The sequence below is a fragment of the Pseudomonas sp. S5D5 genome (assembly GCF_003013355.1).
Taxonomy (GTDB): Bacteria; Pseudomonadota; Gammaproteobacteria; order Pseudomonadales; family Pseudomonadaceae; genus Aquipseudomonas; species Aquipseudomonas aylmerensis.
Genome location: NZ_PTEO01000001.1, coordinates 6,116,544 through 6,140,737, shown reverse-complemented (window position 1 = coordinate 6,140,737; position 24,194 = coordinate 6,116,544). Strand labels below are relative to the sequence as shown.

At 62.7% G+C, this 24,194-nt stretch carries 22 protein-coding genes; 8 read left to right on the top strand and 14 right to left on the bottom strand.

Features of this window, described 5'->3' with window-relative positions; genetic code table 11:
- The first annotated feature begins 2 nt into the window (after nt 1–2).
- Nucleotides 3–560 carry a DUF4136 domain-containing protein gene (locus tag C9990_RS28125; protein ID WP_065900307.1) on the top strand — a complete coding sequence of 186 codons (558 nt, stop codon included), beginning with the start codon at nt 3–5 and terminating at the stop codon, nt 558–560.
- Nucleotides 561–723: 163 nt separating this feature from the next.
- Nucleotides 724–2,673: a pilus assembly protein TadG-related protein gene (locus C9990_RS28120; RefSeq protein WP_106805271.1), complete on the top strand. Its 1,950-nt coding sequence runs from the start codon at nt 724–726 to the stop codon at nt 2,671–2,673.
- On the opposite strand, the gene C9990_RS28115 is transcribed toward C9990_RS28120, so the two are convergent.
- Together C9990_RS28115 and C9990_RS28110 are read right to left on the bottom strand one after the other, a co-directional pair.
- Nucleotides 2,670–5,399, bottom strand: coding sequence for a PAS domain-containing sensor histidine kinase (locus tag C9990_RS28115; RefSeq protein ID WP_106805270.1), 2,730 nt, complete (start codon nt 5,397–5,399; stop codon nt 2,670–2,672). The two genes, C9990_RS28120 and C9990_RS28115, sit on opposite strands and share 4 nt — an antisense overlap.
- Nucleotides 5,396–5,839 (bottom strand): TadE/TadG family type IV pilus assembly protein, encoded by a 444-nt coding sequence (locus C9990_RS28110; RefSeq protein WP_065900321.1) that lies wholly within the window; start codon nt 5,837–5,839, stop codon nt 5,396–5,398. Before C9990_RS28110 ends, C9990_RS28115 begins: the two co-directional genes overlap by 4 nt.
- A 72-nt stretch (nt 5,840–5,911) precedes the next feature.
- On the opposite strand from C9990_RS28110, the gene C9990_RS28105 reads away from it, so the two are divergent.
- Both C9990_RS28105 and C9990_RS28100 read left to right on the top strand, forming a co-directional pair.
- On the top strand, nt 5,912–6,361 hold the full coding sequence (locus tag C9990_RS28105; protein ID WP_065900324.1) for a prepilin peptidase: 450 nt from the start codon (nt 5,912–5,914) through the stop codon (nt 6,359–6,361).
- A gap of 126 nt (nt 6,362–6,487) precedes the next feature.
- Nucleotides 6,488–7,273 carry a response regulator transcription factor gene (locus C9990_RS28100; protein WP_106805269.1) on the top strand — a complete coding sequence of 262 codons (786 nt, stop codon included), beginning with the start codon at nt 6,488–6,490 and terminating at the stop codon, nt 7,271–7,273.
- An 11-nt stretch (nt 7,274–7,284) separates the two neighbouring features.
- Here C9990_RS28100 and C9990_RS28095 read toward each other — a convergent pair whose 3' ends face one another.
- From C9990_RS28095 to cpaB, 8 genes are read right to left on the bottom strand one after another with little or no spacing between them, the layout of a single operon-like run.
- Nucleotides 7,285–7,542 carry a DUF3613 domain-containing protein gene (locus C9990_RS28095; RefSeq protein WP_065900329.1) on the bottom strand — a complete coding sequence of 86 codons (258 nt, stop codon included), beginning with the start codon at nt 7,540–7,542 and terminating at the stop codon, nt 7,285–7,287.
- Nucleotides 7,543–7,552: 10 nt separating this feature from the next.
- A complete protein-coding gene (locus tag C9990_RS28090; protein WP_106805268.1) occupies nt 7,553–8,263 on the bottom strand; it encodes a tetratricopeptide repeat protein in 711 nt (236 codons plus the stop codon).
- Between the two features lie 10 nt (nt 8,264–8,273).
- Entirely contained in the window at nt 8,274–9,161 is an 888-nt protein-coding gene (locus C9990_RS28085) for a type II secretion system F family protein (RefSeq protein ID WP_065900332.1), read from the bottom strand.
- A 1-nt stretch (nt 9,162) separates the two neighbouring features.
- Entirely contained in the window at nt 9,163–10,044 is an 882-nt protein-coding gene (locus tag C9990_RS28080; protein WP_106805267.1) for a type II secretion system F family protein, read from the bottom strand.
- A 10-nt stretch (nt 10,045–10,054) separates the two neighbouring features.
- Nucleotides 10,055–11,326 carry a CpaF family protein gene (locus C9990_RS28075; protein ID WP_065900334.1) on the bottom strand — a complete coding sequence of 424 codons (1,272 nt, stop codon included), beginning with the start codon at nt 11,324–11,326 and terminating at the stop codon, nt 10,055–10,057.
- Nucleotides 11,323–12,516 (bottom strand): pilus assembly protein, encoded by a 1,194-nt coding sequence (locus C9990_RS28070; RefSeq protein WP_065900335.1) that lies wholly within the window; start codon nt 12,514–12,516, stop codon nt 11,323–11,325. Before C9990_RS28070 ends, C9990_RS28075 begins: the two co-directional genes overlap by 4 nt.
- Nucleotides 12,513–13,742 (bottom strand): type II and III secretion system protein family protein, encoded by a 1,230-nt coding sequence (locus C9990_RS28065; RefSeq protein ID WP_106805266.1) that lies wholly within the window; start codon nt 13,740–13,742, stop codon nt 12,513–12,515. The genes C9990_RS28070 and C9990_RS28065 overlap by 4 nt, the downstream gene beginning before the upstream one ends.
- Nucleotides 13,743–13,761: 19 nt before the next feature.
- Nucleotides 13,762–14,703: a Flp pilus assembly protein CpaB gene (cpaB, locus tag C9990_RS28060; RefSeq protein ID WP_106805265.1), complete on the bottom strand. Its 942-nt coding sequence runs from the start codon at nt 14,701–14,703 to the stop codon at nt 13,762–13,764.
- A 331-nt stretch (nt 14,704–15,034) separates the two neighbouring features.
- On the opposite strand from cpaB, the gene C9990_RS28055 reads away from it, so the two are divergent.
- Both C9990_RS28055 and C9990_RS28050 read left to right on the top strand, forming a co-directional pair.
- Nucleotides 15,035–15,232, top strand: coding sequence for a Flp family type IVb pilin (locus C9990_RS28055; RefSeq protein WP_065900340.1), 198 nt, complete (start codon nt 15,035–15,037; stop codon nt 15,230–15,232).
- Between the two features lie 45 nt (nt 15,233–15,277).
- Nucleotides 15,278–15,685, top strand: a complete 408-nt coding sequence (locus C9990_RS28050) for a response regulator (protein ID WP_106805264.1) — start codon at nt 15,278–15,280, stop codon at nt 15,683–15,685.
- 83 nt (nt 15,686–15,768) lie between these two features.
- On the opposite strand, the gene C9990_RS28045 is transcribed toward C9990_RS28050, so the two are convergent.
- From C9990_RS28045 to C9990_RS28030, 4 genes are all read right to left on the bottom strand, one after another.
- Nucleotides 15,769–17,451, bottom strand: a complete 1,683-nt coding sequence (locus C9990_RS28045) for a ShlB/FhaC/HecB family hemolysin secretion/activation protein (RefSeq protein ID WP_106805263.1) — start codon at nt 17,449–17,451, stop codon at nt 15,769–15,771.
- Nucleotides 17,452–17,638: 187 nt separating this feature from the next.
- Nucleotides 17,639–19,174 carry a collagen-like triple helix repeat-containing protein gene (locus C9990_RS28040; RefSeq protein ID WP_106805262.1) on the bottom strand — a complete coding sequence of 512 codons (1,536 nt, stop codon included), beginning with the start codon at nt 19,172–19,174 and terminating at the stop codon, nt 17,639–17,641.
- 301 nt (nt 19,175–19,475) lie between these two features.
- Nucleotides 19,476–20,324: a MaoC family dehydratase gene (locus tag C9990_RS28035; protein ID WP_106805261.1), complete on the bottom strand. Its 849-nt coding sequence runs from the start codon at nt 20,322–20,324 to the stop codon at nt 19,476–19,478.
- Nucleotides 20,325–20,326: 2 nt separating this feature from the next.
- On the bottom strand, nt 20,327–21,679 hold the full coding sequence (locus C9990_RS28030) for a 3-oxoacyl-ACP reductase (RefSeq protein ID WP_106805260.1): 1,353 nt from the start codon (nt 21,677–21,679) through the stop codon (nt 20,327–20,329).
- A 119-nt stretch (nt 21,680–21,798) separates the two neighbouring features.
- Between C9990_RS28030 and C9990_RS28025 the strand changes: the two genes are divergently transcribed.
- Nucleotides 21,799–23,076, top strand: a complete 1,278-nt coding sequence (locus tag C9990_RS28025; protein ID WP_106805259.1) for an acetyl-CoA C-acetyltransferase — start codon at nt 21,799–21,801, stop codon at nt 23,074–23,076.
- A gap of 134 nt (nt 23,077–23,210) precedes the next feature.
- Nucleotides 23,211–24,110 (top strand): PA4780 family RIO1-like protein kinase, encoded by a 900-nt coding sequence (locus C9990_RS28020; protein WP_065900351.1) that lies wholly within the window; start codon nt 23,211–23,213, stop codon nt 24,108–24,110.
- The last annotated feature ends 84 nt before the right edge of the window (nt 24,111–24,194 follow it).

Genomic DNA, 24,194 nt, shown 5'->3' with positions numbered 1-24,194 from the left:
CCATGTTTCGTCGTATCGCTACGCTCGCGTTTGTTGTGCTGCTGGGCGGTTGCCAGAATACCCAGGTCAACCACGATTTTGATGCCAGCCGGGACTTCGGGGCCTACCGCAGTTGGGCCTGGAAAGACCCGGCGCTGCAATACCGCCCGGATGATCCACGGATCAAGAGCGACCTTACCGAGCAACGCATTCGCCAGGCGGTGGGTGAGCAACTCGACCAGCGTGGCCTGCGCCCGGCTGCGGCAGGCACCAAGGCTGACTTGAGCGTGCAGGCCTATCTCATCGTCGAGGACCGCCAGCAGCAAGTCACCACCAACTACGGCGGCGCCTGGGGTGGCCCCTGGAATGGCTACTGGGGCGGGCCGATGTACAACGAAACCCGCAACGTGACTTACAAAGTCGCCACCATCCAGATCGACCTGCTCGACGGCAAGGACGGCAAGCTGGTGTGGCGCGGCAGTGACGAGCAAATGATGGCCACTTCCCCAAACCCGCAGGATCGCGACAAAGCCATCCGTACGACGGTCAATCGCGTCCTCTCCAGCTATCCCCCTCACTAAAAACCACCACCTACCTCATGTGGGAGCAGGCTTGCTCCCGCATGAGGCCTGCTGCAGCCGGTGAATTCCCGTTAGTCACCCGGGTGGCGCCGGGCCAGCGCACCCTCCAAGCCTTGTCTACACTTCACACCAACTACGGAGAGTAAGCGCTAAGGAGTGCCTGATGTCTCCCCGACTTGGTTCCCGGCAGCGTGGTGCAATTGGCTTGATGGCGGCGGGTACCCTGGCGGTAGCCCTGGTGTTCATGCTGCTGGCAGTGGACAGCGGTCGCTTGTATATGGAAAAGCGCCGGCTGCAGTCCATCGCCGACACTGCTGCCCTGGAAGCCGCCGGCCGTGGCGGCCTGTGCACGCCCTCGACTACCGCCAATGACTATGCGGTGCAGAACGCCACCCGCAATGGTTTCACCGTGGTTGCGGGCGACACCAGTCGTGGCTTGGCAGTTACCTGCGGCTCGCTGGTGACCAATGCCAGCAATGTCCGCGTGTTTAGCGCAGACCCCACAAAAAACGATGCCGTGCGGGTGATCGCCACGCGCAGCGTGGTGACCAGCATCGCCAGTGGTCTCTGGAACATGTTCAGCGGCGTGCCGGTGTCCACCCAGATGACCTTGAGCGCGACCGCCGTGGCCGCGTATGCACCGCCGGTGGCACAGCTGACGATCCGCAGCAGCCTGGTGTCGGTGGATTCCACGAAGTCACCGCTATTGAACCTGGTCATCGGCAATCTGCTGGGTGGCAGCTTGTCGATCACCGCAGCCGGCTGGAATGGCATCCTTCAAACCAATGTGAACCTGTTGAGTTACCTCAACCAGTTGGCGATCAACCTGGGCGTGACAGCGGGTGACTACACCACGTTGCTGAACACCGCCGTGTCCGCCACCGACCTGATCAATGCCGCGGTGATGGTGCTGCAGCAGAATGGCTCGGCGGTCCAGGCGGTCGTCAACGACGTGCTATCAATCAAGGCCATCGCCCCCAATAGCAAGGTGCTGACAGTCGGCAGCCTGCTGAATGTGGCGACCGGTACGCCGGCGGCCGCGTTGAATTCCAGCGTGCAGCTGTTTCAACTGCTGGAGACGGTAGCGCAACTGTCCAATAGCAAGACCGCCGTCAGCGTGGCTACGCAGGTGAACATTCCCGTCGTGGGGAGCGTCTCGATTCAGACCCAAGTGATCCAGCCTCCGCAAATGTCGGCGATTGGCAATCCCTTGCTGGCGAAGGCCGGGCTGGCCAACACCCCCCCCACCAATCAGATTTTTGTGCGCACCGCGCAAGTCAGGACATTGGTGGTTGTGCAGGCGCCGATACTCAAGGTGGTCTCCGGGGTTTCCTCGATTCTGAGCGGGCTGACGACACCGGTATCCAAGGTTGTCGGCGGGCTGCTGAATCTGAATCTACCGGCAGTGGTCGGGGGCGTGTTGTGCCTGGTGGCGTGTAATGTCACTGACGTCGATATCACTCAGTCCTTGTCCATCTACATCGAGGCGGCCAGCGCGCAAAGCTACGTGACGGACTTCACCTGCACCACGCCGGCTACCAAGTCGTTGACGGTGAAGACCACCACCTCACTCGCGACCCTGGGTGTGGGCTATGTTGACCCGGTTGCGGCGTTTTCCTCAAAGGCACCGGTCAGCGTGCAACCCATCAGGCTGATCGATTTTGGCGAGCGCTATTGCGTGGTCCTGACCCTGCTCTGCGGCCCGCGTACCGCCGGTGTAGGCGGGGGCCTGAATTTAATGGCGCTGTCCACGGTGGCTGCGCAAACCAACTCGATGGTGTTTTTACCGGTGGCCGAAATGAACGCGACGCCGACTTACCAAAACGCCCCCGGCACCACCAATATCATCAATAGCCTGGGGGCGACCTTGAGCGGCTTGCAGGTTACCTATGTGCCACCCAGTGGCAGCACGCCCGGCGCGGCGAACGGCACGGTCACCACTGCCCTGGCGAGCATCGTCAGTTCGGTGATCAGCCTGGTCCAGACCGTGTTGGCACCAGTCCTCGACCCCATCGTCAACACGCTGCTCTCGGCCCTCGGCATCAGCCTGGGCAACGCCGAAGTCGGCGCCAACCTCACCTGCCACATGGGCCGCGCCTACCTGGTGATCTAACCTGGCTGAACAACCGGCAGTTCCACACAAAACCGCGCGCCTTGCTCGCCATTGGTGACGCTCAGCCGTCCGCCCATGTTTTCCACAATCCCATAGCTCACCGACAACCCCAACCCGGTGCCGACGCCAATGGGCTTGGTGGTAAAAAACGGCTCGAAAATCCGCTCCAGCAAGCGTGGGTCGATGCCGCCGCCGTTGTCCTCGACCCAAATGCGTACGTGCCGGCTGTCGTGCTCGCAGTGCACGGCGATCCACGGGCGGAACTGCGGGTTGTTTTCACGTTTGCCCAGCAGCGCATCACGGGCGTTGACCATCAGGTTGATCAGCACCTGCTCAAGCTGGTCGGCGTAGCCTTTGACCTGCACGCTGAAGTCCGCCGGGGTGACGCGCAGGTCCACGCCCTTGCCGCGCAGCCCTTCGCCGAGCAGCGACAGCGTGCCCTCCACGGCCTGGGAGGGGTCGAAGGGCTGCTGTTCGATTTCCGAGCGGCGGCCAAACACGCGCATATGGTCCACCACACGCGCCGCGCGTTGGACCTGGGCGTCGATGCGCTGGAGCTTTTCCGTCAGGTAGTCGATCTGCGCGTCGCCGTTGCCCAGGCGCTTGAGCACATTGACGATGGCCATGCGCATCACATTCAGCGGCTGGTTGATCTCGTGGGCCAGGCCCGTGGCCATTTCCCCGAGGGTGGCCATCTTCGCGCTCTGGGTCAGTTGTTGCTGGGAGCGACGTACCTCAGTGTTATCGCGGCCAACGGCCTGCACTTCCACCAATATGCCTTGCTCATCGAATACACCACGGTCGGACCACACCCACCAGGCATGTTCACGACCCGGCAGTTGCAGGCTGATTTCGGCGGTGCTCACCGGGAATTCCGGGGTCAGTTGGCGGATGCGCTGGATAAATGCCTGGCGCTGTTCGTCCGACAACCAATCACCGAGGTGAAGCCCCGGCAGTTGCTCTGGCCGGCACTCCAGGTAGTTGGCCAGTGGCGTGTTGCCGAAGGTCAGGGTCAAGTCCGGGCGATAGCGGCAGATCATCGCCGGCGAGTCTTCCACCAGGATGCGATAGCGTTCTTCGCTCTGCTTGATCTGCTCGGCGGCCAGGGTCGCCTCGGTCACGTCGAGCCACAGCCCGACAGCTTCTACCGGCAGGCCCAGGTCATCGCGCAGCAACTTGGCCTCGTCGAGCAGCCAATGATAGGCACCCTGCTTGTCACGCACCCGGTAGCGACTGCGCACATTGCCTTCGCGCAGCAGTTGGCGGGTGCGATCAAAGTACAGGTCGCGGTCTTCGGGGTGGATCAGTGCGGCCAGGCTGTCATGGCTGCAATCGTCCAGGGTCCAGCCCAGCACGGGCAGCAGGCTGTCGCTGAAGAAGGCCGGGTGCAACGCGCCGCCGACGTAGCGTTGTACGTAGATCACCGCCGGAGAACTCGCGATCAGGTTGTCCAGGCGCGCATGGGCGGCGGCGGCTTGCAGTTGCTGGTTCTTGATGTCGCTGATGTCGAGCATGAAGCCGATCCAGCGCCGACTGTCGCCCGCGCCCAGTACCTGGCCCTGCACGCGATACCAGAGCGGCTGGTCGGCGTCGGTGCGTTGCAGGCGGACGCTGGTCAGCAGGGGTTTGCCCAGGGCCTGTAAATCCTGCAGGCGGCTGTTGAGTTCCTGGCGATCGGCGGGATGAATCAGCTCCAGCCACAGGCCCAGCGCCTGGCGCGTCGCGCCGTCTTCCTGGCCGAGGCTGCGCAACAGGCTCGGGGCGAGTTGGATTTCCTCGGTGGCGGGCAGCAGTTCCCACCAACCGGTGCCGAGCAGGCCTTGCAGGGCTTCCATGCGTTCCAGTTGTTGGTGCGCGCGCTGTTCGCGCAGGCGGCTGAGCAACGGCGCGGCGAGGGCGGCGGCAAGGTCCAGCCACTCGCGTTCGCGGGTCTGTGGCTCGCCGATGTAGCAACCGCACAGCAGCCAGGCGGCAACGCCCTCGGCGTCGCGATACGGCACCAGCAACCCGTCGGCATGGCCGAAGAGGCTGAGCAGGCGCGGGTGATCATTGCGTGCCTCGGCCAGGCGCAGCGATACGTTGCCGTTGACGCCGTCCAGGCCGGTGCCGAGGTACTGGCCGGTTTGCCACAAGGCCGGTGCGTCATGGGCAGTGTATTGGCTGTAGATCCGCCAACCCCGCTCGTCGTCATCCGGCACTGCCAGGGCAACACAGGGGATTCGCCAATGCTGTGCCAGGTTGCGCAGCTGCTCGGTGACCACGTCAGGCAAGCGACCCAGGCTGCAGACGCGCAACTGCTCGCTCATGCGGCCAGCCAGTTGGTGGTTCTGCTCGCGCTGCCCGGCCTGTTGCCTGCCGGTCAGCAAGTCACCGATGTCGAGCAAGCGCAGGATCCAGCCGTCACTCTCTGGCTCGACCCAGCCGCGGGTGTGCAGCACCTGCCCGATGCCCTGGAAATCCAGGTCGAGGCTTTGACGTTGCCAGTCGGCGGGGTGGCCTTCGACGCTCAGCGCGCTGCCGGCACACAGCAGGTCTCGCAATAATGGCCGGGCTTCGGCCACGCTCTGCGCGGCCAATTGCTGACGCAGCGTGCCGCTGAGGCTGACGACACGGCCTTGGTCATCCAGTCGCACATGCAGCCCGGCAGCCGGCACCGCTTGCGGCTCGAGAACCTGCGGGCGGGTGCGGCCCGACAGGCGCCCGAAAAGGTTATCCCCCGCGGTCAAAACTGGATACTCGAACTGGCCGTCAGGTTGGTCGGCAGGCTCGGTACGTTGCCTATGCCGGGGATCACCAGGGCCGGGAATACCGAGTTGAGGTTGGCACTGGGGTAGGTGATCGCGACGGTCAGCGTGGTGCCGGTGTAGGTGGCACTGACGAAGGAGGGCTGGAACTGGAAGCTTGCGGGGATCCAGCTCAATTGCGCGGCGACGGTATCTTTCGCGCGTTGGGTGACCTGCGTGGGGTAGGCGGTTCCGGCCGCGACCGGGTCTATCGACATGGCCTGGCGCACCGCCTCGGCTGCGGCCTGGTTGAACGACTGCATCAATAACAGCGGCAGGCTATAGCTGACCAACCCATAAAACACGGCAAAGAAGATCCCGAAGACCAGGGCGAACTCGATCGCCGCAGCACCTTTTTGCTTTCTGGGGAGGCCTGTTTTCATGACTGCGTCTACCCTGACGGCTACTACCTGATATCAGCATAGAATCAATCAGCAAAAAGGGATGTTTTTTAGGTGATTCATGGCGTGGTGATAGTGCTCTGGCTGGGGCTCTGTGCGGTGCAGGATATGCGTCAGCGACAGATCGCCAATGGGTTGACCTTGGGGGTTGGGCTGCTGGCCTTACTTTATTTGAGCTGGACGGGTGTCACCTGGCTGGGTGCGCCGGCGAAGGAGGGTGGCTGGGCGTTTGCCCTGGCGCTGCTGCTGGGACTGCCGGGCTATGTGCTGGGACGCTTTGGCGCGGGCGATGTAAAGCTGTTGGCCGCGTTGGGAATGGCCACCACCGTGGACCCTTTGTTGTGGTCGCTGATCGGCGCTGCACCCGTCCTGGGCGCGTGGCTGCTTATCCATCAATGGGTTAGCGCGGGCCATGCGAAACCGGGTGTGGAGGCGTCAACAAAACAGCCTTTTGCGCCGTTTTTATTGACAGGTTTTGCACTGTATTTATTTTGGATCCATTAGTCGCACAACGCCTCTATCGCTATGTACATAGTCATAAAGTAGGTCTACGTTTATTGAGTAGATGTATAGGATTCTTCGTCGAAAGGGATAGGTCAATCTATTGGCTTGCCAGGCATGGAGTAGCGCGTGAACAAGCTCACATCGGCAGTAAAAGTGCTCGTGGTCGACGATCAGCCGCTGATCGTGGAAGAGCTCTGCGAATTTCTCGAAAACAGTGGTTATCGTTGTGTCCCGTGTGAGTCCAGCCGCCACGCCTTGAAGCGTTTCAGCGAAGACGCCGAGATCGGCCTGGTGCTGTGTGATCTGCACATGCCCGACATGGATGGCATCGAGCTGGTCCAGGCCATGCAAAAGGTCGCCGGCAAGCAGCGCGCGTTCGAAGCGATCATGCTCACCGGGCGTGCCGACAAGCAGGACGTGATCAAGGCCCTGCGCGCGGGCATCTCCGATTACTACCAGAAGCCGATCAACCTCGATGAATTGCTCGAAGGCCTGCAACGCCAGGAAGCGGCGTTGGAGGAGCGGCAAAAAGAGCTGCAACTGGGGCACCTGAACCAGAAGCTGCAGTACCTTTCCGAGTCGATCAATGACTTGTACCAGGACCTCGACAAAGTACGTCGCAGCCCGAATGCAGGGCTGCCCGACGATGGCGAGTCAGCCGAAGAGGCCGGGCCGGTGGAAATCCCGACCATCTTCAATCAGCTCTCGCCCCGTCAGCTGGACGTGGCGCGGCTGGTGGGCAAGGGCCAGACCAACTATCAGATTGCCTGCGAGCTGGGCATCACCGAAAACACGGTCAAGCTGTATGTGTCCCAGGTCTTGCGCCTGACCCATATGCATAACCGCACCCAACTGGCATTGGCGTTGTCGCCGAACAATTCGGCAATGCGCCAGCGGGTGACGGCCCACTGACGCGCGCAGCGTTATTGACTCTTCCCGCCTTTGGATGACGCTTCGAAGAACTCCGGAATCGGATGCTTGTTGCTGTCGAGCCAACGCTGCATGGCCTGCTCCCTTTCGGTGGGCGTGGTCTTTTGCGGTGTCGGCGAGGCGGCTCGGCCATTGATCTGCAGCGCCATCCAGTTCTCCGTCTCTGCCTGCTGTGGAGACGAAGGGCCGGGTGGAATGGCCACTGCGCTCAGCGGCAGCAACGCCAGGTAAACCAGGTAATAGGCTTTCATCGTCGACTCCTTATTTGATGATCACCGGCAGCGCATCACTGACTGCCGCGACGTTGCGTGCTGCCGCGCTGGACTCCTTGAGTTTCACCGCGCGAGCCTGGGCCTCGGTGACCTGTTCGGGGCTCAGGCCCAACTGGCTGACCACTTTTGCCGCTTGCCCCCAGTCATCCTGATAGATCAGCAGGGTCACCAGGTTCACGGCCGCCAACGGTTCGCCCTGCTTGAGTTCGATGGCCGTCATGAACTCGAAGCGCGCGTCTTCCAGGCGCAATTGGTTGAGGTACACCACCCCCAGGTCATTGCGGATTTTTTCGTCGGTAGGTGCCAGGCGTGCAGCCCTTTGCAGGTGGGCCATCGCCTGGCCGTTGTCACCCTTGGCGGCGGCCAGTTGTCCCAGGCCGTGCTCGCCCTCGGCCGTCATGCAGGTGCCGAGCAGGCTGCGGTACAGCGGCTCAGCCTCGCTGCGGCCCAACAAACGGTAGTTACGCGCCTTGCGCTGGCGCACCTGGGGCAAGGTGTCCGGCAGGTTCTGCAGGTTGGCCAGGCTGGCGTGCAGCTTGCCTTCGTTGGCGAGGTCATCGGACAGGTTCAACGCCAGTTCCTGGTCGGCGCTGGGCTTGCTGCAACTGCCGGGTGTGGTCAACGCCGCCCAGGGCGATTGACCGTTGGTGGCGCATCCACCGAGCATCAACAGGGCCAGGCCGGCGATCAGTACTTTCATCAGGGTTTCCTCAAAAGTGGCTCAAGGCGCGGGCGATGCCGATAAAGGCGGGGCCGCCGAGCACGATCAGCAAGGCTGGAAACAGAAACACCATCATCACCACCGACATTTTTGCCGACATCTTCGAAATGTATTCCTGCAGGCGGGTCAGCCGGCGGTCATCCAGCAACTGCTTGAGCGCCAGCAGCGATTTCATCGCGCCGCCGCCTTGCTGGATCAATTGTTGAAGGATGATGCAGGTGTCGGTGAACTCGTCCACTTCAAGCAGGCGGGCGGTCTTACCCAGTTCTTCGCCCAGCTCCAGGCCGGAATCGACCCGGGCCAGGATCAGGCGCAGCTCGTGGGTGAGGCTCGGCAGTAAGCGCTGCGCGTCGTTACCCAGCACGCGCAGAGACTGTTCAACCGCCATGCCCGATTCGAACAGGATGCGCAGCAGTGGAATGAAGGTGGCGATCTCTCTGGCGATCCGCTGCTGGCGGTATTTGGCGGCCGCGGCGAGTACACGCTTGGGCAGCAGGTAGCCGATGCCCAGGGCAACCGCGGGGGCAATCCACACAGGGGCGGCCTGCGGGAAAAACAGCTCCTGGCCGAGGAAGGTCAGGCCCATTAATACAATCGGCACGCCGACCTGGAAGGCTGCAAACAGCGAGCGCTGGCTGGCTTTACGCCAACCGACCCGGTTGAGCAGCACCTGGGTTTCATTGTCCAGGCTGACCGAGCGCTGGGCCAGGCTGCTGCCGCCGAGTTGGCGCATGAACGCGCCGATTTTGTCATCGCTGCCGGTCCGCCCCTGCAACCGTTCGGAGACGCGGCGATCGCGCCGGCGATGCTCAAGGACCTGGCCACCCACCAGCACCAGGGCGGCAAGGAACATCAAGGCGCCAGCCAGAAGCACCATCTCAGACACTCCTCAGCATGCGCCACATGGCGAAGGTGCCTGTCAGGTCCATCGCGAGGGCGACGAACAGCAGGGTGCGCCCGGTGTCGTCGTTCCACATGGTCAACAGGTAGCCAGGGTTGACCAGCATGAAGTAACTCACCAGCAAAACGGGCAAGCCACCCAGCAGGTACGCGGTCATGCGCGTTTCACCGGTCATGGCTTTGAGTTGGCGGGCTCCCTGTTCACGCTCGCGAATCATCTTGATCAGGTTTTCCAGCAGTTCGCTGGCGTTGCCGCCGTAGCGATGGTTGACCTTCAGGCCCAGGGCAAACAGGCGAAATTCGTCCTGTTCGTAGAATTCGGCAAAGTCACTCGCGGAGTCCGGCAGGCTCACGCCCATGCGCACGTTGCGCTGCACACGGCCCATGGCCTCCTTGAGCGGGTTATCAATATTCTCGATACCGCCCAATACGGCGTCGGCCAGGGTCCTGCCGGATTTCAGGCTGCGTACGCTGTGGTCCAGCAACTGTGGCAACTGTTCGACCATGCGTTGCACCCGCCGCTGGTAACGCCAGCTGATGTAGACGCGCAACAGAAGGGGCGGGCCCAGCACCATCACCGCCAGGCCCAGCCCGTCGGCGATCAGGTAGCCGAACAACGCGCCGACGATCCAAGCGCTGAGCCACAGGCCCAGGCGATCAGTCGGCTTGCCCAGCCCCGCGCGCAGAAACATGCGCTCAAGGCCGGACCAGCGAGTGGGTTCTTCGCGGGCCTCGGGTTGGCCGTCACCGAGGCGCTCCAGCACGCGGTCAGTCTGGGCCTTGCGCAGGCCGTGCTGAAACTGCCAGAGCGACAGCCCGATCAGCAGCAGGCAAAAAAGCAGCAACATAGGTCCGGTCATCAGGCGCCCCCTATAACGGCAAGGCCGATTCGCGGCGCAGTTTGTCACCGGCCGGGTTGATGGCTTCGCGCAGGAAACCGAAGCCGGTGCGCCGGTCCAGCCTGAACAGGGTATTGGTGACGTACACGTCGTCGCGCACGCCCACCACCTCGACGACTTCGCTTACGCAGCGGCGGCCATCGGGCATGCGTGTCAGTTGAATCACCACGTCCAGGGCGGCGCAGATCATCTGGCGCAGGGTTTTTTCCGCGATCACCCGGCCGGTCAGGCCCACCAGGGTTTCCAGGCGCAGCAGGGCATCCTGGGCATTGTTGGCGTGTACGGTGCTCATGGAACCGTCGTGGCCGGTGTTCATCGCCGTCATCACATCGAGCACTTCCACGCCTCGGATTTCGCCGAGGATGATGCGGTCAGGGCGCATCCGCAGGGCGTTGCGGATCAGGTCGCTGGACCGCACTTCACCATGGCCTTCGGCGTTTGGCGGCCGGGTTTCCAGGCGCACCACATGGGGATGGCCCAGTTGCAGCTCGGCGACGTCCTCGATGGTCACCAGGCGCTCGTGCGGGTTGATCAACTGGCTGAGGATATTCAGCAGTGTGGTCTTGCCGGTGCCGGTACCGCCGCTGATGAGAATGTTGCAACGTTTGCCGACGGCCTCCTGAAAGAACTCGAAAATGCTCTGGTCGATGGTCTGCATGGCGACCAGGTCGCTGCTCTTGAGCATGTCCTTGCGAAACTTTCGAATCGACAGGCACGGCCCGTCCAAGGCAATCGGCGGGATGATCGCGTTGACCCGGCTGCCGTCCGGCAGGCGCGCATCCACCATCGGCGAGGACTCGTCCAGGCGCCGTCCCAGCGGCGCGAGAATCCGCTGCATCACGCGCTCGACGTGGTGATCGTCAATAAAGCGCAGGTCGCTCTGATGCAGCAGGCCGTCGCGCTCGATAAACACCCGGTGTGGCCCGTTGACCAGAATCTCGGTTACCGAGGGATCGCGCAGCAGCACTTCCAGCGGGCCGAAACCGGTGAGTTCGTCGACGATTTCTTCGGCCAGGCGTTCCATTTCATAACGCGAGATCGCCAGGCGCATGCGCGTGATGTATTCGGAGACTTTGTCGGTGACAAACTGCGCCAGCGACTGGCGCGTGCCTTCGAGCAGGTTTTTGCCTGACTCCTCGATGGCGTCAATGATGTAGCGGTGCAGCACCAGCTTCAGGCCATCATGGTCGCTGTTGCCGCTGACGCTGCGGGCCGGGCCGCCGAAGAGTTTTTCGCTGGTCATCGTCCCGACCCCAGGAAGCGTTCAAACCAGCGCATCGAGGGTTTTTCCAGACCCTCGGAGCGTTTCGCCAGGCGTTCGCCCAAGGTCCGCACGGCTTGGGTCAGGGGTTCGCGTGGGGCCAGGGCGAACAGGGTCTGGCCCTGGTTCTTGACGTTCAGGCGCAGTTCGGCGCTCAGCGGCAGGACGGCGATGCACTCAAGGCCGAAGCTTTTTTCCAGGGCCTCGGTGTCGGGTGCACAGGATTTGATATAGCGGTCGACCACCAGCTTGGCGTGCTCGAGTTTCATGCCTTTGTCGCGCCAGCGGTTGAGCACCGCCAGGTTGCGCCGACAGTCGAGTACGCTCTGGTCGGTGCACCACAGCAGTTTGTCGCAGTGGCTGACAAAGGTACGCAGCGCCTCGCTGTCCGGTTGCCCGGTAATGTTCACGACGATGTGCTGGAAGTGTTGGCGCAACGCGCTGAGCAGCATGTACAGCTCGGCGGCGCTGGTCAGTTTGAGCGGTTCGTCACCGGTGGCATAGGCCAGGATGCGCAGGCCATCCAGGGCTGTGGTGAAGGCGCTGTTGATCAAGGTGGTATCGAGACGGCGCAGGTGCCGCAATGCATCGCCAAAGTTGAACGTGCTTTCCAGCCCCAGCAGCGCCAGGCTGTCACTGCGTGGCAGGCCCAGGTCGAGCAGCAGGGTTTGCTGCCCGCTTTTTTGCACCACCAGCGCCAGGTGTGTCGCCAGCATCGCCCCATCGGCGTTGCTCTGGGTGCCAAACAGCACGGTCAGGCCGCCCAACTGCGCACTGGAAGTCACCGGCGGCAGGCGCTTGCTCAGGCGCCGCACCAGGCCTGCGACTTCACTGGAGCGCGAGCCATAGGCGACGAAATCCCGTGCGCCGGCCCGCATGGCATTGAGTACCAATTGGTTGTCCATGCCATCGCCGAGGGCGACCACCGCGAGCATCGGCTTGGCCTCCAGCGCCCCTTCGATCAGCGCACTTTGGGCCACCACGTTTTCACGGTCGAGGCCGACGAACACCAGGTTGGCGAAGGTCACGTCGACCAGCGCGAGCAACTCATCCAGGCTGCCACCGCCGGCACTGACCACTTGGCCAAGGGGCGCGAGTGCGCCCTGGAGCCATTCCAGGTCGGTGGTGTTGCGGGTAATTGCCAGAAATGTCTGGCTCAGGCTATCGCTCATTGGGAAAGTCCACTGCGACGATCGAAGTTGCCGTTTTCCAGGAAGAACAGGCGGTACCAGTTCGGGTCGTAGGTGCGCAGTTTCTCGCCGGGCAGGGAAGGCAGTTGCGCATTCGCGGCCAGCGGCTGGACCAGGTGCGGCGTGACGATCATCAGCAGCTCTTTTTCTTCGCGGCTGATGTTGGAATCGCGGAAAAACGCGCCGAGGATCGGGATGTCACCCAGGCCTGGAAACTTGCTGATGGTGGAGCGGTTGGTGCTGCTGATCAGGCCGCTGATCACGAAGCTTTCGCCATCGGCCAGGGACACGCTGGTGTCGGTTCGACGCACGGTCAGGGCGGGCACCTGGATCCCCTGGATCTGCACGGCGTTGCTGTAGTCGAGCTCGCTGACCTCCGGCGCGACCTTGAGGGTGATGCGATTGCGGTCGATCACCGTGGGGGTCAGGGTCAGGCGGATGCCGAACTCCTTGTACTCGATGGAGATACTGTCGCTGCCGCTGCTGGGCACCGGAATGGGCACTTCGCCGCCGGCCAGGAAGGTTGCGCTCTGCCCGCTCAGGGCTACCAGGCTGGGACGCGACAGGGTATAGGCGAAGCCGCTCTGTTCGAGGGCGTTGATCATCGCCGAGATCCGCCCGCCACCGAAGCCGATGTTGAAAAAGCCATTATTCACCGCCTGCCCGCGAAAGCTGTTGGCGGTGGTGGCGGGGATCGTGCCATTGCCCGGGCTGCCGAACAGGAAATTGCCACCTTGGCCGAACAATGAGGTACTGGCTTCCTTGAGCTTTGTACGGCTGACCTCGACAAAGCGAATGTCGGTCTGCACCTGGCTGGGCAGCAGCGGGTCCTCGGAAGGCGACAGCGACAAGCTGGTCAGCGCCGAAGTGGCCTTGCCCTTGACGAACACCATGCTCTGGCGCGGCGCGCTGGCGCAGGCGGTCCACACCATCAGGCTGGTCGCGCCGACACCGACGCCGGTCAGCAGGAAGTTACGGTCGCCGTTGACGCGCACATCGGCGATCTTCGGGTCGCCAATCGCCAGGCGGGTTATTGCCACCGGCGATTGCAGTTCCTGTTGCAGGCCTTCTCCCACCTCGACCACGGCGGGCAACTGGCCCAGGGCGCTGCAATTACCCGGCGCCGCGAAGGCCATGCCCGCCGGCAGGCTCGACAGCATCAGGGTCCAGGCGAGGTGCGTGAACATGGCAGTGTAGCGATGGCTCATTCAAGGCATCCTTGCTCAATCACGGGGTTTGTGGGGCTGCTTGGGCACCGCGAATCACTTCAATGCCACGACGTGCGCCGGGCTCGCCGGCGACTGTGGCTACCCGCTTGGGCGGGCCGATCAGAGCCAGCTGGGTGAATTGATAGAGGTCGCGGTTGGCACTTTCCAGTTTGTCCGGTGCGTCGCTTTCGCCGGCCCAGTAGCGACTGAGCAGCTGTTCGTCGGCGCTGCGCACGGCCAGGCGCAGGGTGCCGGCCTGGGCCGCGAGCATCAGGCGACTCAATAAGGCTTCCGGTACAGCCAGCACTACGGTGCGGGCACCGGCACGGCGTTGCGCGGCCTGGGCGCGCTCTTCAGGCGTGGCCGGTGGCGGTACCGCAGGCGTGCCGTCATTGGCCAGGCCCATTTGATCGCCGACGCTGAGCAGGCGCATGGCCGGCAGGACGATTTGGGCTGACGGCTCGGTATTGCCGTTGTCCTGGCGCAGGAACAGCAGCACGTCCACGTAGTCGCCTGGGCTCAACTGGCCGGCGACGCCGATGACTTCATCCACCGCGACGGCCAGCGCCCGCTCATCTGGGCGAATCATGCGGGCCAGCGGGCCGCCGGCGTTGAAGCTTTCTTCGTTGAGCCAGGTGCCCGCAGCCAGCATGCGCAGCGGTTTGCGTCCGATCGCCTGGTCCAGTTGCGTCAGGCTGCCGGCGGGTACGGTGCGCAGTTTTTCCACGGCCAGGTCAGCAGCGGTCAGTGGTACGAAAGCAGGGACGTCATGCACCAATACCACGACGGGAGTGCGGTTCTGGTCTTCGACGGCAGCGACGGTTTTTTCCACGGAAACGACAGGTGCGGTGGGTGCCGTGACGGGCTCCGGCGAGCGACTCAGTACCAGCCCCCAGTACCCTGCAATCAATGCCCCGATCAGCAACAAGCCGGCCAGGACCATGCTGATACGACTGTTCATGACGGCTCTCCCTTTCCCGTTGCATTACACACTCGTTAATCCAATCGAGTTAATTCGCAACCTGGCTGTGATGAACAACTAACGATTTGGCTATTTGAAGGTAGCTCAGCTAGGACGAAATGCCATTACCTGACAGAAAATTTATCTGCATGCCAAGGCGTTGCCTTTTGAACAGCGGGTTTATGGCGCCAACGTTGTGACTAATACTTTCTGATTAATGCGTTATTACAGTTGTGAGCCTGGGGTTTGTTGACAATGCTCTAGTGGCACGCCGTGATTATCTGGATCTAGAGCCCTTCGGCTTTCAGTGGCGTTCTTAGGGAGAAGTCTTATGTTCCTTGACCTGATGTTGAAGTTCTATGTTCAGACACAACTATTCTTCAAACGCAAAGAGGGCGCGTCAGGTATTGAATACGCCATTATCGTGGCGCTGGTGGCGATTGTTATTGTCGGTGCAGGCTCGGGGCTGGGCACCAAGATCGCCTCGGTGTTCAACGGTATTGCCAACAAGATGACCACCGTGACCTGAGTTAAAGTGTAAAGCCACCCCCTTAATCCACGGGCAGGTACGGTCATGAGCGCATCTTCTTCGGGTCGCCAACAAATCTTATTGGTGGACGATGAAGAAGACGCCTTGATCGAACTTGCCGAGTCCCTCGGTAACGAGGGATTTGTCTGTTTTACCGCCAACTCTGTCACCTTCGCCCTGCAAGAATTGACACTCCACCCTGACATTGCCCTGGTCATCACTGACCTGCGCATGCCCGAGGAAAGTGGCATTTCCTTGATCAAGCGTCTGCGCGAACACACCTCACGCTCGCACCTGCCGGTGATTGTCATGTCGGGCCATGCCGAGATGGACGACGTCAGCGACATGCTGCGTCTGCAAGTGCTCGACCTGTTCCGCAAGCCGATCTACCTGGTGCGGTTGATCGACACCTTGAACAACCTGTTCCCTATCGCAAAGAAACCCACTGAGTAGCGGCCGCTTTGCCGGCGCTGGCGTCCGTGAGATCGCCCGCGCGGCGAGTCGCGCCCACCCGGCAGGTGGGCGCAGTGCGAGGTTCAGAGTTGGTAACTGAAGCTCAACGTGTAGCGCGGACGCCGATCAAAGTTGTCGAACGCCACTTCCGACATCGGCTTGGCCGCTTCCAGGGAGATATTGTAGTACTTGGCGTCACCGAAGCGCAGGCCGATGGCGGCCGATGACATGTTGTTGCCCTTGATCGGCAGGTCGTTGAACCAGGTCTTGGCGCGGTCGAACACCACATAAGGCTGCAGGATGCGCACCCATTCGCCGGCGCGGTTGTAGCTGTAGTTGACCTCATACGCCACGCCCCACCCCTTGTCGCCCGAGCCCTGGTCATCGGGGTAGCCACGGGCGAAGTTCTGCCCACCGAAGGTGGCGCGCTCGCTGTCGGGCAGGGTGTCATCGCTCCAGTAGAGCGCGCCGGACAGCACGCCTTGCCAGTTATCGAAGAGCTTGTTGCTCTGCACGCCGGACAGGCGCAGGCGGAAGAAATCGAGGTCCGGCTTGAGGCCGCCGAAGTCACTGCGGGTCTTGGCGCCCATGCCGTTGATGCCTTGGTACAGGCCAGCGCTGAGGATGCGCAGTTGCGTGGTATCGGCCTTGCGCCAATCACCTTCGAACGCCAAGGCGCGCAGGTCGGTTTGCAGCTCCAGGCGCTGGGGGAAACCTTCGAGTTTGTAGCGGGTGGTCTGGTCGACCGCGTAGTAGCGGGCGCCGAGGCTCAGGGACTCGTTGGGCGAGGCGATCACGGGGTGGCTGAAGCCGATGGAGTAGCGGTCGATTTCCTGATGTGGCTTGAGTTCGAAGCCGTCGCCCAATTGCAGGCTGGTGCGCGGGTCGGCGCGGTAGCGCTCGCCCGACAACACCAACTGCGTGCCCTCGGCATTGATGAACTGGCTGTAGGCGGCGCGGTAGTAATGCTCCTTGTCGTCGCCCGGTGGGAACAGCCCGCTGAGGCTCAGTTGTTCCCCCATGGATGTCCACGAATTGCTGGTGGCCGTCAGCAGCGCTTGCGTACCGCCACGGCTGGCCTCGTTCAGGCTCATGCTGGTGGTGAACGGTTTGCGGCTGGCGGTGATTTGCATATGGGTTCCGCCATCAGTGGTGCCGGGCGGCGGCACCTGCGCCTGCAGGGTCACCCCGGGGATGGCGCTCATCAGCGTGGTGTAGCGCTCGAAGGTCTTGCGGGTGAGCGGGCGTTCGGCCTTGAGTTTTTCCGCGAGTTTGTCGACGTAGGCCGACACCGAGCCGATGTCGCCCTGCAGGTCGTAATCGCGGATATAACCCTCGACCAGCACCACGTGCACAAGGCCGCCTTCAAAGCGTTGTTCCGGCAGGAAGGCGTAGGACAGCAAATAGCCGTCTTCCTGGTAGCGGCGGGTGATGCTGCGGGTGGCTTCGATCAATTGCGCCAGGTTGGTTTCATGGCCGATCAAGGGTTCGAAGGCCTGGGCGACTTCCTTCAGCGGGTAGACCGTGCCGCCGTCGATCTGCAGTTTGCGAATGGTCACCTTGGTGTCCATCAGCAGGGGTTGCGCGGCGGTGGCCGCGGGGGTGGGCAACTGGGTCTGCGGGGTCACCGGTCGATACGCATCGGCGGGCAGGTTGGGCACGGGCAGGTTGCGAATGGTGTCGTTGCTATTGAGGAAGCTGGGTAGGGTATCGGCGTGGGCGTAAGCACTGAGGGTGAGCAATAACAACGGCGTCAAGGCGCGCATAGGACACTCCATGGTCAAAACTGCAGCAGCGTATTGCAGGGTCCCGCCGGGCTCTGGGGGCGCGGTTCGGGTGTTTTCAGGGATCGATCATTGACCCATAAAAAAAGACGAGAGACTTATTGGGGTCTCTCGTCTCAACCAAGCGTAGGCGCTGTAGGTGAGGCCGTCTAATCGGCCAGGTGCAATTCTATTTTTTGCCGGTAAGGCCACCGATCAGGCCGCCCAGCAGACCCCCATTTGCACTGGCACCTGCACCTGCGGAGGCGGATGCGCCGGCTCCCAGGTTCAGGCCACCGCCGAGCAAACCACCGCCGGTGTTGGTGCCGCCGGTCACCAGGCCGCCGATCGAGGCCACGGTGCCGCCTACTGCGCTCACGGTACCGCCCAAGGCGTTGGTGACCGGGTTGGCGTTAGTGCCGCTGATTTTGCCGCCCAGGCTGCTGACGGCGCCGCCGACATTGGTCACCAGGCCGTTGACGGGAGCACCCAGGCCGGTGGCGTTGCCGACGGTTTGGGTCAGGCTGGTAACGCCGCTGGTGATAGGGTTCAGGGCGCCGCCGACCTGATTGGTGAGGGCGGCAACCGGTGCGCCTGCCGCGGTGTTCGGTGTGCCGCTGCCACCCAGCAGGGTACCCAGCGATGCCACGGTGCCGCCCGCTTTGACGCCAGTAACGCCGGTCGCGCTGACCACGCCATTGCTGCTGCCTGCATCCAGGCCGCTGCCGGCGCCTGCGATCACACCACCGATGAGTTCCGCCAGGCCCAGTTGCCCGGTGCCACCGCCACTGCCACCACCCGTGCCGCCGCCACTGCCGCCACTGCTGTCGTCAGCCGGGTCGACATAGCCGCTGGCTTTACCGACCACGGTGCCTACGCCATTGAGCACATTGCCCACAGCGCCAGTGACAGGGTTGCCGGTGCCGCCGGCATCGGCGACTTTATCGCCCAGGCCGTCAACGGTATCGCCGACTTTTTGCAGCAGGCCGCCGACAGGCGTATCCAGGCCTGTGGTGGTGCCGACTTTGCCGGTGGTTTTTTCCACCAGGGACACCACGGGCACCAGTACTTTCGCGCCGACGGTGTTGGTGACCGAGCCCAGTGGGCCGGTGGTGCTCGCCGTGCTGAGTGTGTCGCCGAGCATGGTTACGGCGTTGCCGACCTTGCCCACTACGTTGCCGACTACGGGGGCGGCACCGCTGACCACGGGCACTTGCCCCAGCAGTGTCGCCACATTTTGACCGGTCGTGGAGACACCGGTGCCGAGATCGGCGACTCCGTTGGCCACGCCGGCCACGGTTTTGCCCAGTGCATTGCTATCGGTACCCAGAGTGCCCAGGCCATCCGACACGCCCGTGCCGATACTGCCGACTGCCGTGCCGACAGAGGTCACCAGGCCACCTGCGGTAGCCCCCACGATCGGCAGGCTGCCGAGTGTGGTACCGAGGCTGCCGACAGTGCCGCCGAGGCCGGTTACGGTATCGCCGAGGGTATCGGCCACGTTAGCCGTGACCAGGGTGCTGGTGGTGCCGGTACCGCCACCTCCTGTGCCGCCACCACCAGTACCCCCGCCGCCGGTACCGCCACCGCCAGTGGATGCGTCCGGTGAGGAAGCGGAGCCGCCACTGTGATGCCCACCACCACCGCTGCTGCAGCCGCCGAGCGTCATTGCTACTGCCAGGGCCAGCGCGGTACTTGCTTTCCAAAACACTACTTGAGCTTTCATGATTGAGTTCCTTGCACCTGTACAACCTTGGTTGTCTCAAACGCTCGCTATTTCTAGGGATAGCGATGCGTTTGTCCGTGTGGCTATAACAAGCCCGGGCGCTCTTTCTCACAATGCTCTACTTGGTATTAACGATTTATATACGGCGCGGATGTACCGGTTAAGCGACTAATACCAAGGGTATAAGGGGTGGATGTATCAAGATATATATGTATTAAAAATCAAAGAGTTGAATAAAAAAGCGGACTTGAGAAAGTCCGCTATAACCCAGGATGTATATATACAATTAATCAGTGGTTGTTCAGGCGATCGGCTGCCATTTGCCCACCATGTGTTCAATGTCACCCGCGCCTTTCAACACTAACTCCCCGCTGGACCCGGCCGCACTGGCCCATAAGGTGACCTCACTGGGCAGGCGTACCGGCTTCTTGAACTCGACGTTTATCTCGATGTTCGCGGCCGGCAGGTGTTCACCCAAGGCCGCCAGGGTGCGCGCCTTGTTCCACAGTCCGTGGGCGATGGCCTGGGGGAAGCCGAACAGCTTGGCCGTGAGCGCGCTGAGATGGATCGGGTTGTAGTCGCCGGACACCCGCGCATACCGGCGGCCGATATCGGCCGGGGCTCTCCAGCGTCTCACTTCGCTGACCTGGGTGGGGGGCGATTGCGCCTCGTCGCTCGCTGCGCCTTCCAGTTTCACGCCGCGACAGAGCATGCGACTCTCGGCCTCCCACAGCAGGCCGAGGGAGTCCTCGACGGTGGTCACCAGGTCAAACGTTGCGCCCTTCGCATGCGGCTTGAGGTTTTGCGCATGCACACCAATGAACAGGTCGCTGACACCGCCGAGCGGACGATGAATACGGATGCGATTGCTCAGGTGAATCAACCCCAGCAGCGGAAACGGAAACGATTTGGCCGTGAGCAACTGCATCTGCAAGCCGAACGCGAGGATGTGCGGATAAGTCGCCGGCAGCACTGCGCTGTCGGCAAACCCGCAGACCTTGCGATACGCCGCGACCGCTTTGGGATTGACACTGACCCGGCAGCGCAAGCCCTGCTCGGGCAACGCAGTGCCGGTGATCTTGCGCTTGAGCGCGGCGCGCCAGTACAGCGGCGCGAGAAACGGGGGACTGCCCACTGTCTGCCATTGCATGCTCACGCTCCCAATAGACTTTGCCCACACACCCGCAGCGCTTGCCCGCTGACCGCTCCGGAGCCCGGCTGGCCAAGCCAGGCGACGGCTTCGGCGACGTCTTGTGGCAAGCCGCCCTGGCCGAGCGAACTCATGCGGCGCCCGGCCTCACGCAGGGCGAACGGAATATGCGCGGTCATCTGGGTCTCAATAAAGCCTGGGGCCACGGCGTTGATACTGATCCCCCGTTCTTTGAGCAACGGCGCCCACGCCTGGGCCAGGCCGATCAACCCGGCCTTGCTCGCGGCATAATTGGTTTGCCCGCGATTGCCGGCGATCCCACTGATGGACGCGAGCAGCACCACGCGCGCGTTGTCATGCAGGGTGCCGCTGTCGAGCAGCGCCTTGGTCAGCACTTGCGGGGCATTGAGGTTGACCGCCAGCACCGCGTCCCAGTATTCCGGGGTCATGTTGGCCAGGGTCTTGTCGCGGGTGATCCCGGCGTTGTGCACCAGGATGTCGAGGCCGTCGGGCAGGTGTTCGATCAACTGGCTGGCGGCGTCTTCGGCGCAGATATCCAGCAGCACGGAACGTGCACCCAGGCGCGCGGCCAGGGCTTCGAGATCGGTCTTGGCCTGGGGCACGTCCAGCAGGATCACCTCGGCCCCGTCGCGGGCCAGGGTTTCGGCGATGGACGCACCAATGCCACGGGCGGCACCGGTGACCAGCGCCTTGCGCCCGGCGAGTGGGCGCGTCCAGTCCTCGACCGGCGTGGCACAGGCCTGCAGGCGGATAACCTGGCCGGAAATGTAGGCGCTCTTGGGCGACAGGAAAAACCGCAGCGCGCCTTCCAGCTGGTCTTCGGCGCCCTCGCCAACGTAGAGCAATTGCAGCACGCCACCGTTGCGCAACTCTTTGGCCAGTGAGCGGCTGAAGCCTTCGAGGGCGCGCTGGGCGCTGGCGGCAAACGGATCGCCGAGGCTTTCCGGCGCGCGACCGAGGATCACCAGGTGCGCACTGTGATCCAGGTTTTTCAGCAGCGGCTGGAAAAACTCACGCAGTTGCTTGAGCTGGTCGGTGTGCTGCAAGTCGCTGGCGTCGAACACCACCGCCTTGAGTTTGGGCCCGTGGCCGGGAATCCACGCCGGGGCGGTCGAGGCGTCGGTGCCGTAGCTGTAGATCGCGTCGGTGAGTTTATTGGCAAACGGCAGCACCTTGGCCGCCAGTGCGCCACCGCCGAGCAACAATGCCCCTTCTACCGGGCGCAGGCGCCCGGCTTGCCAGCGTTCGAGGCGTACCGGTGACGGCAGGCCAATGGCAGCGACCAGGCGATGGCCGAGGCTTGAGTTGGCGAAGTCGATATAACGGTCAGACATGGAACGCTCTCCGAAGACTGGGGTTCAAAGGGTTGACCATCCCAGGGTAGCAGTCGTTCGACTAGGCTCTGTTATCCAACCCACAGCAGCCAGCCCATAACAGACCGAGGGAGCTTTTCATGACTCAATTGCGCCGTGTAGCGATCATTGGCGGTAACCGCATTCCTTTCGCCCGTTCCAATGGCCCGTATGCCACGGCGAGCAACCAGGCGATGCTGACTGCGGCCCTGGAGGGCCTGATCGAGCGCTACAACCTGCACGGCCTGCGCATGGGCGAAGTGGCTGCCGGTGCGGTGCTCAAGCATTCGCGCGACTTCAACCTCACCCGCGAATGCGTGCTCGGCTCGCGCCTGTCGCCGCAAACCCCGGCCTACGACATTCAACAGGCCTGTGGCACCGGCCTTGAGGCCGCATTGCTGGTGGCCAACAAGATCGCCCTGGGCCAGATCGAATGTGGGATTGCCGGCGGGGTCGACACCACGTCCGACGCCCCGATCGGCGTGAATGAAGGGCTGCGCAAGCTCCTGCTGCAGGCCAATCGCAGCAAGTCCATGGCGGACAAATTAAAACTCCTGTTACAACTTCGTCCTCATCACCTCAAGCCCGAACTGCCGCGCAATGGCGAACCGCGCACCGGTTTGTCCATGGGCCAGCATTGCGAGTTGATGGCGCAGACATGGCAGATCCCACGCGCCGAGCAAGACCAACTGGCGCTGGAAAGTCACCAGAAAATGGCCGCCGCCTACGCCGAAGGCTGGCACAACGACTTGCTGACGCCGTTTCTCGGCCTGACCCGCGACAACAACCTGCGCCCCGACCTGACCCTGGAAAAACTCGCCGCCCTCAAGCCTGCCTTCGAGCGCAGCGAAAAGGGCACGCTCACCGCTGGCAACTCCACGCCGCTCACCGACGGTGCGTCCCTGGTGCTGCTGGGCAGTGAGGCCTGGGCCCAGGAGCGCGGCTTGCCGATCCTCGCGTATTTGCGCGATGGCGAGGCGGCTGCGGTAGATTTCGTCAACGGCGCCGAAGGCTTGTTGATGGCGCCGGTCTACGCGGTACCGCGCCTGCTGGCGAGGAATGGCCTGACGCTGCAGGACTTCGATTACTACGAGATCCACGAAGCCTTCGCTGCCCAAGTGTTGTGCACGCTCAAGGCCTGGGAGGACGCGGACTACTGCAAGACCCGCCTCGGGCTGGATGCACCGTTGGGCGCCATCGACCGCAGCCGCCTGAACGTCAAGGGCAGCTCCCTGGCAGCCGGCCACCCGTTTGCCGCCACGGGCGGGCGCATTGTCGCCAATCTGGCCAAGTTGCTCGACGCGGCGGGCAAGGGCAGGGGGCTGATTTCGATCTGTGCGGCAGGCGGGCAAGGGGTCACGGCGATCATCGAACGCTGATTGCGATAAAAATTGGCATATTGGATGCATTCTTGACGGGTCAGAGGTCGGTAGCCTCTCCCACCGGCGAGCCGATTGCCGTATAACGAGTGCCATACGCGTATTTGGTAATAAAGGACCCACAATAAAAGCTGATGAAGACTCCTAAACGCATTGAACCCCTGATCGAAGACGGTCTGGTCGACGAAGTGCTGCGCCCACTCATGAGTGGTAAAGAAGCAGCTGTTTATGTGGTGCGCTGCGGCAATGAATTGCGTTGCGCCAAGGTTTACAAGGAGGCGAACAAACGAAGTTTTCGTCAGGCGTCCGAATACCAGGAAGGCCGTAAGGTCCGTAACAGCCGGCAGGCCCGGGCCATGGCCAAGGGCTCCAAGTTCGGCAAGAAAGAAACCGAAGATGCCTGGCAGAACGCTGAAGTGGCGGCGTTGTTCCGCCTGGCCGGTGCGGGCGTTCGCGTGCCCCAGCCGTACGACTTCCTTGAAGGCGTGCTGTTGATGGAGCTGGTAGCCGACGAGTACGGCGATGCAGCACCGCGTCTGAACGACGTGGTGCTGGAGCCGGACCAGGCGCGCGAATACCACGCCTTCCTGATCTCCCAGATCGTGCTGATGCTGTGTACCGGCCTGGTGCACGGTGACCTGTCCGAGTTCAACGTACTGCTCACGCCAACCGGGCCGGTGATCATCGACCTGCCTCAGGCGGTGGATGCGGCGGGCAACAACCACGCGTTCAGCATGCTGGAGCGTGACGTGGGCAACATGGCGTCCTACTTCGGCCGTTTTGCCCCGGAACTGAAGAAGACCAAGTACGCCAAGGAGATGTGGGCGCTGTACGAAGCCGGCACCTTGCACCCGGCCAGCGTGTTGACCGGCGAGTTCGACGAACCGGAAGAGCTGGCGGATGTCGGCGGAGTGATCCGCGAGATCGAAGCGGCGCGCCTGGATGAAGAGCGTCGCCAGGCGATTCGCGCAGCGGACGATGCGCCACCGAGCAAAGTACCTGACGAGCCACCGCCGCCGCCTTGGCTGCAGTGATCCCGCAAAACTGTGGGAGCAGGCTGGTGCAGGCGCTGGCTTGCCGGCGCTCGCATCACCTCGGTGTGACTGACATACCGAGGT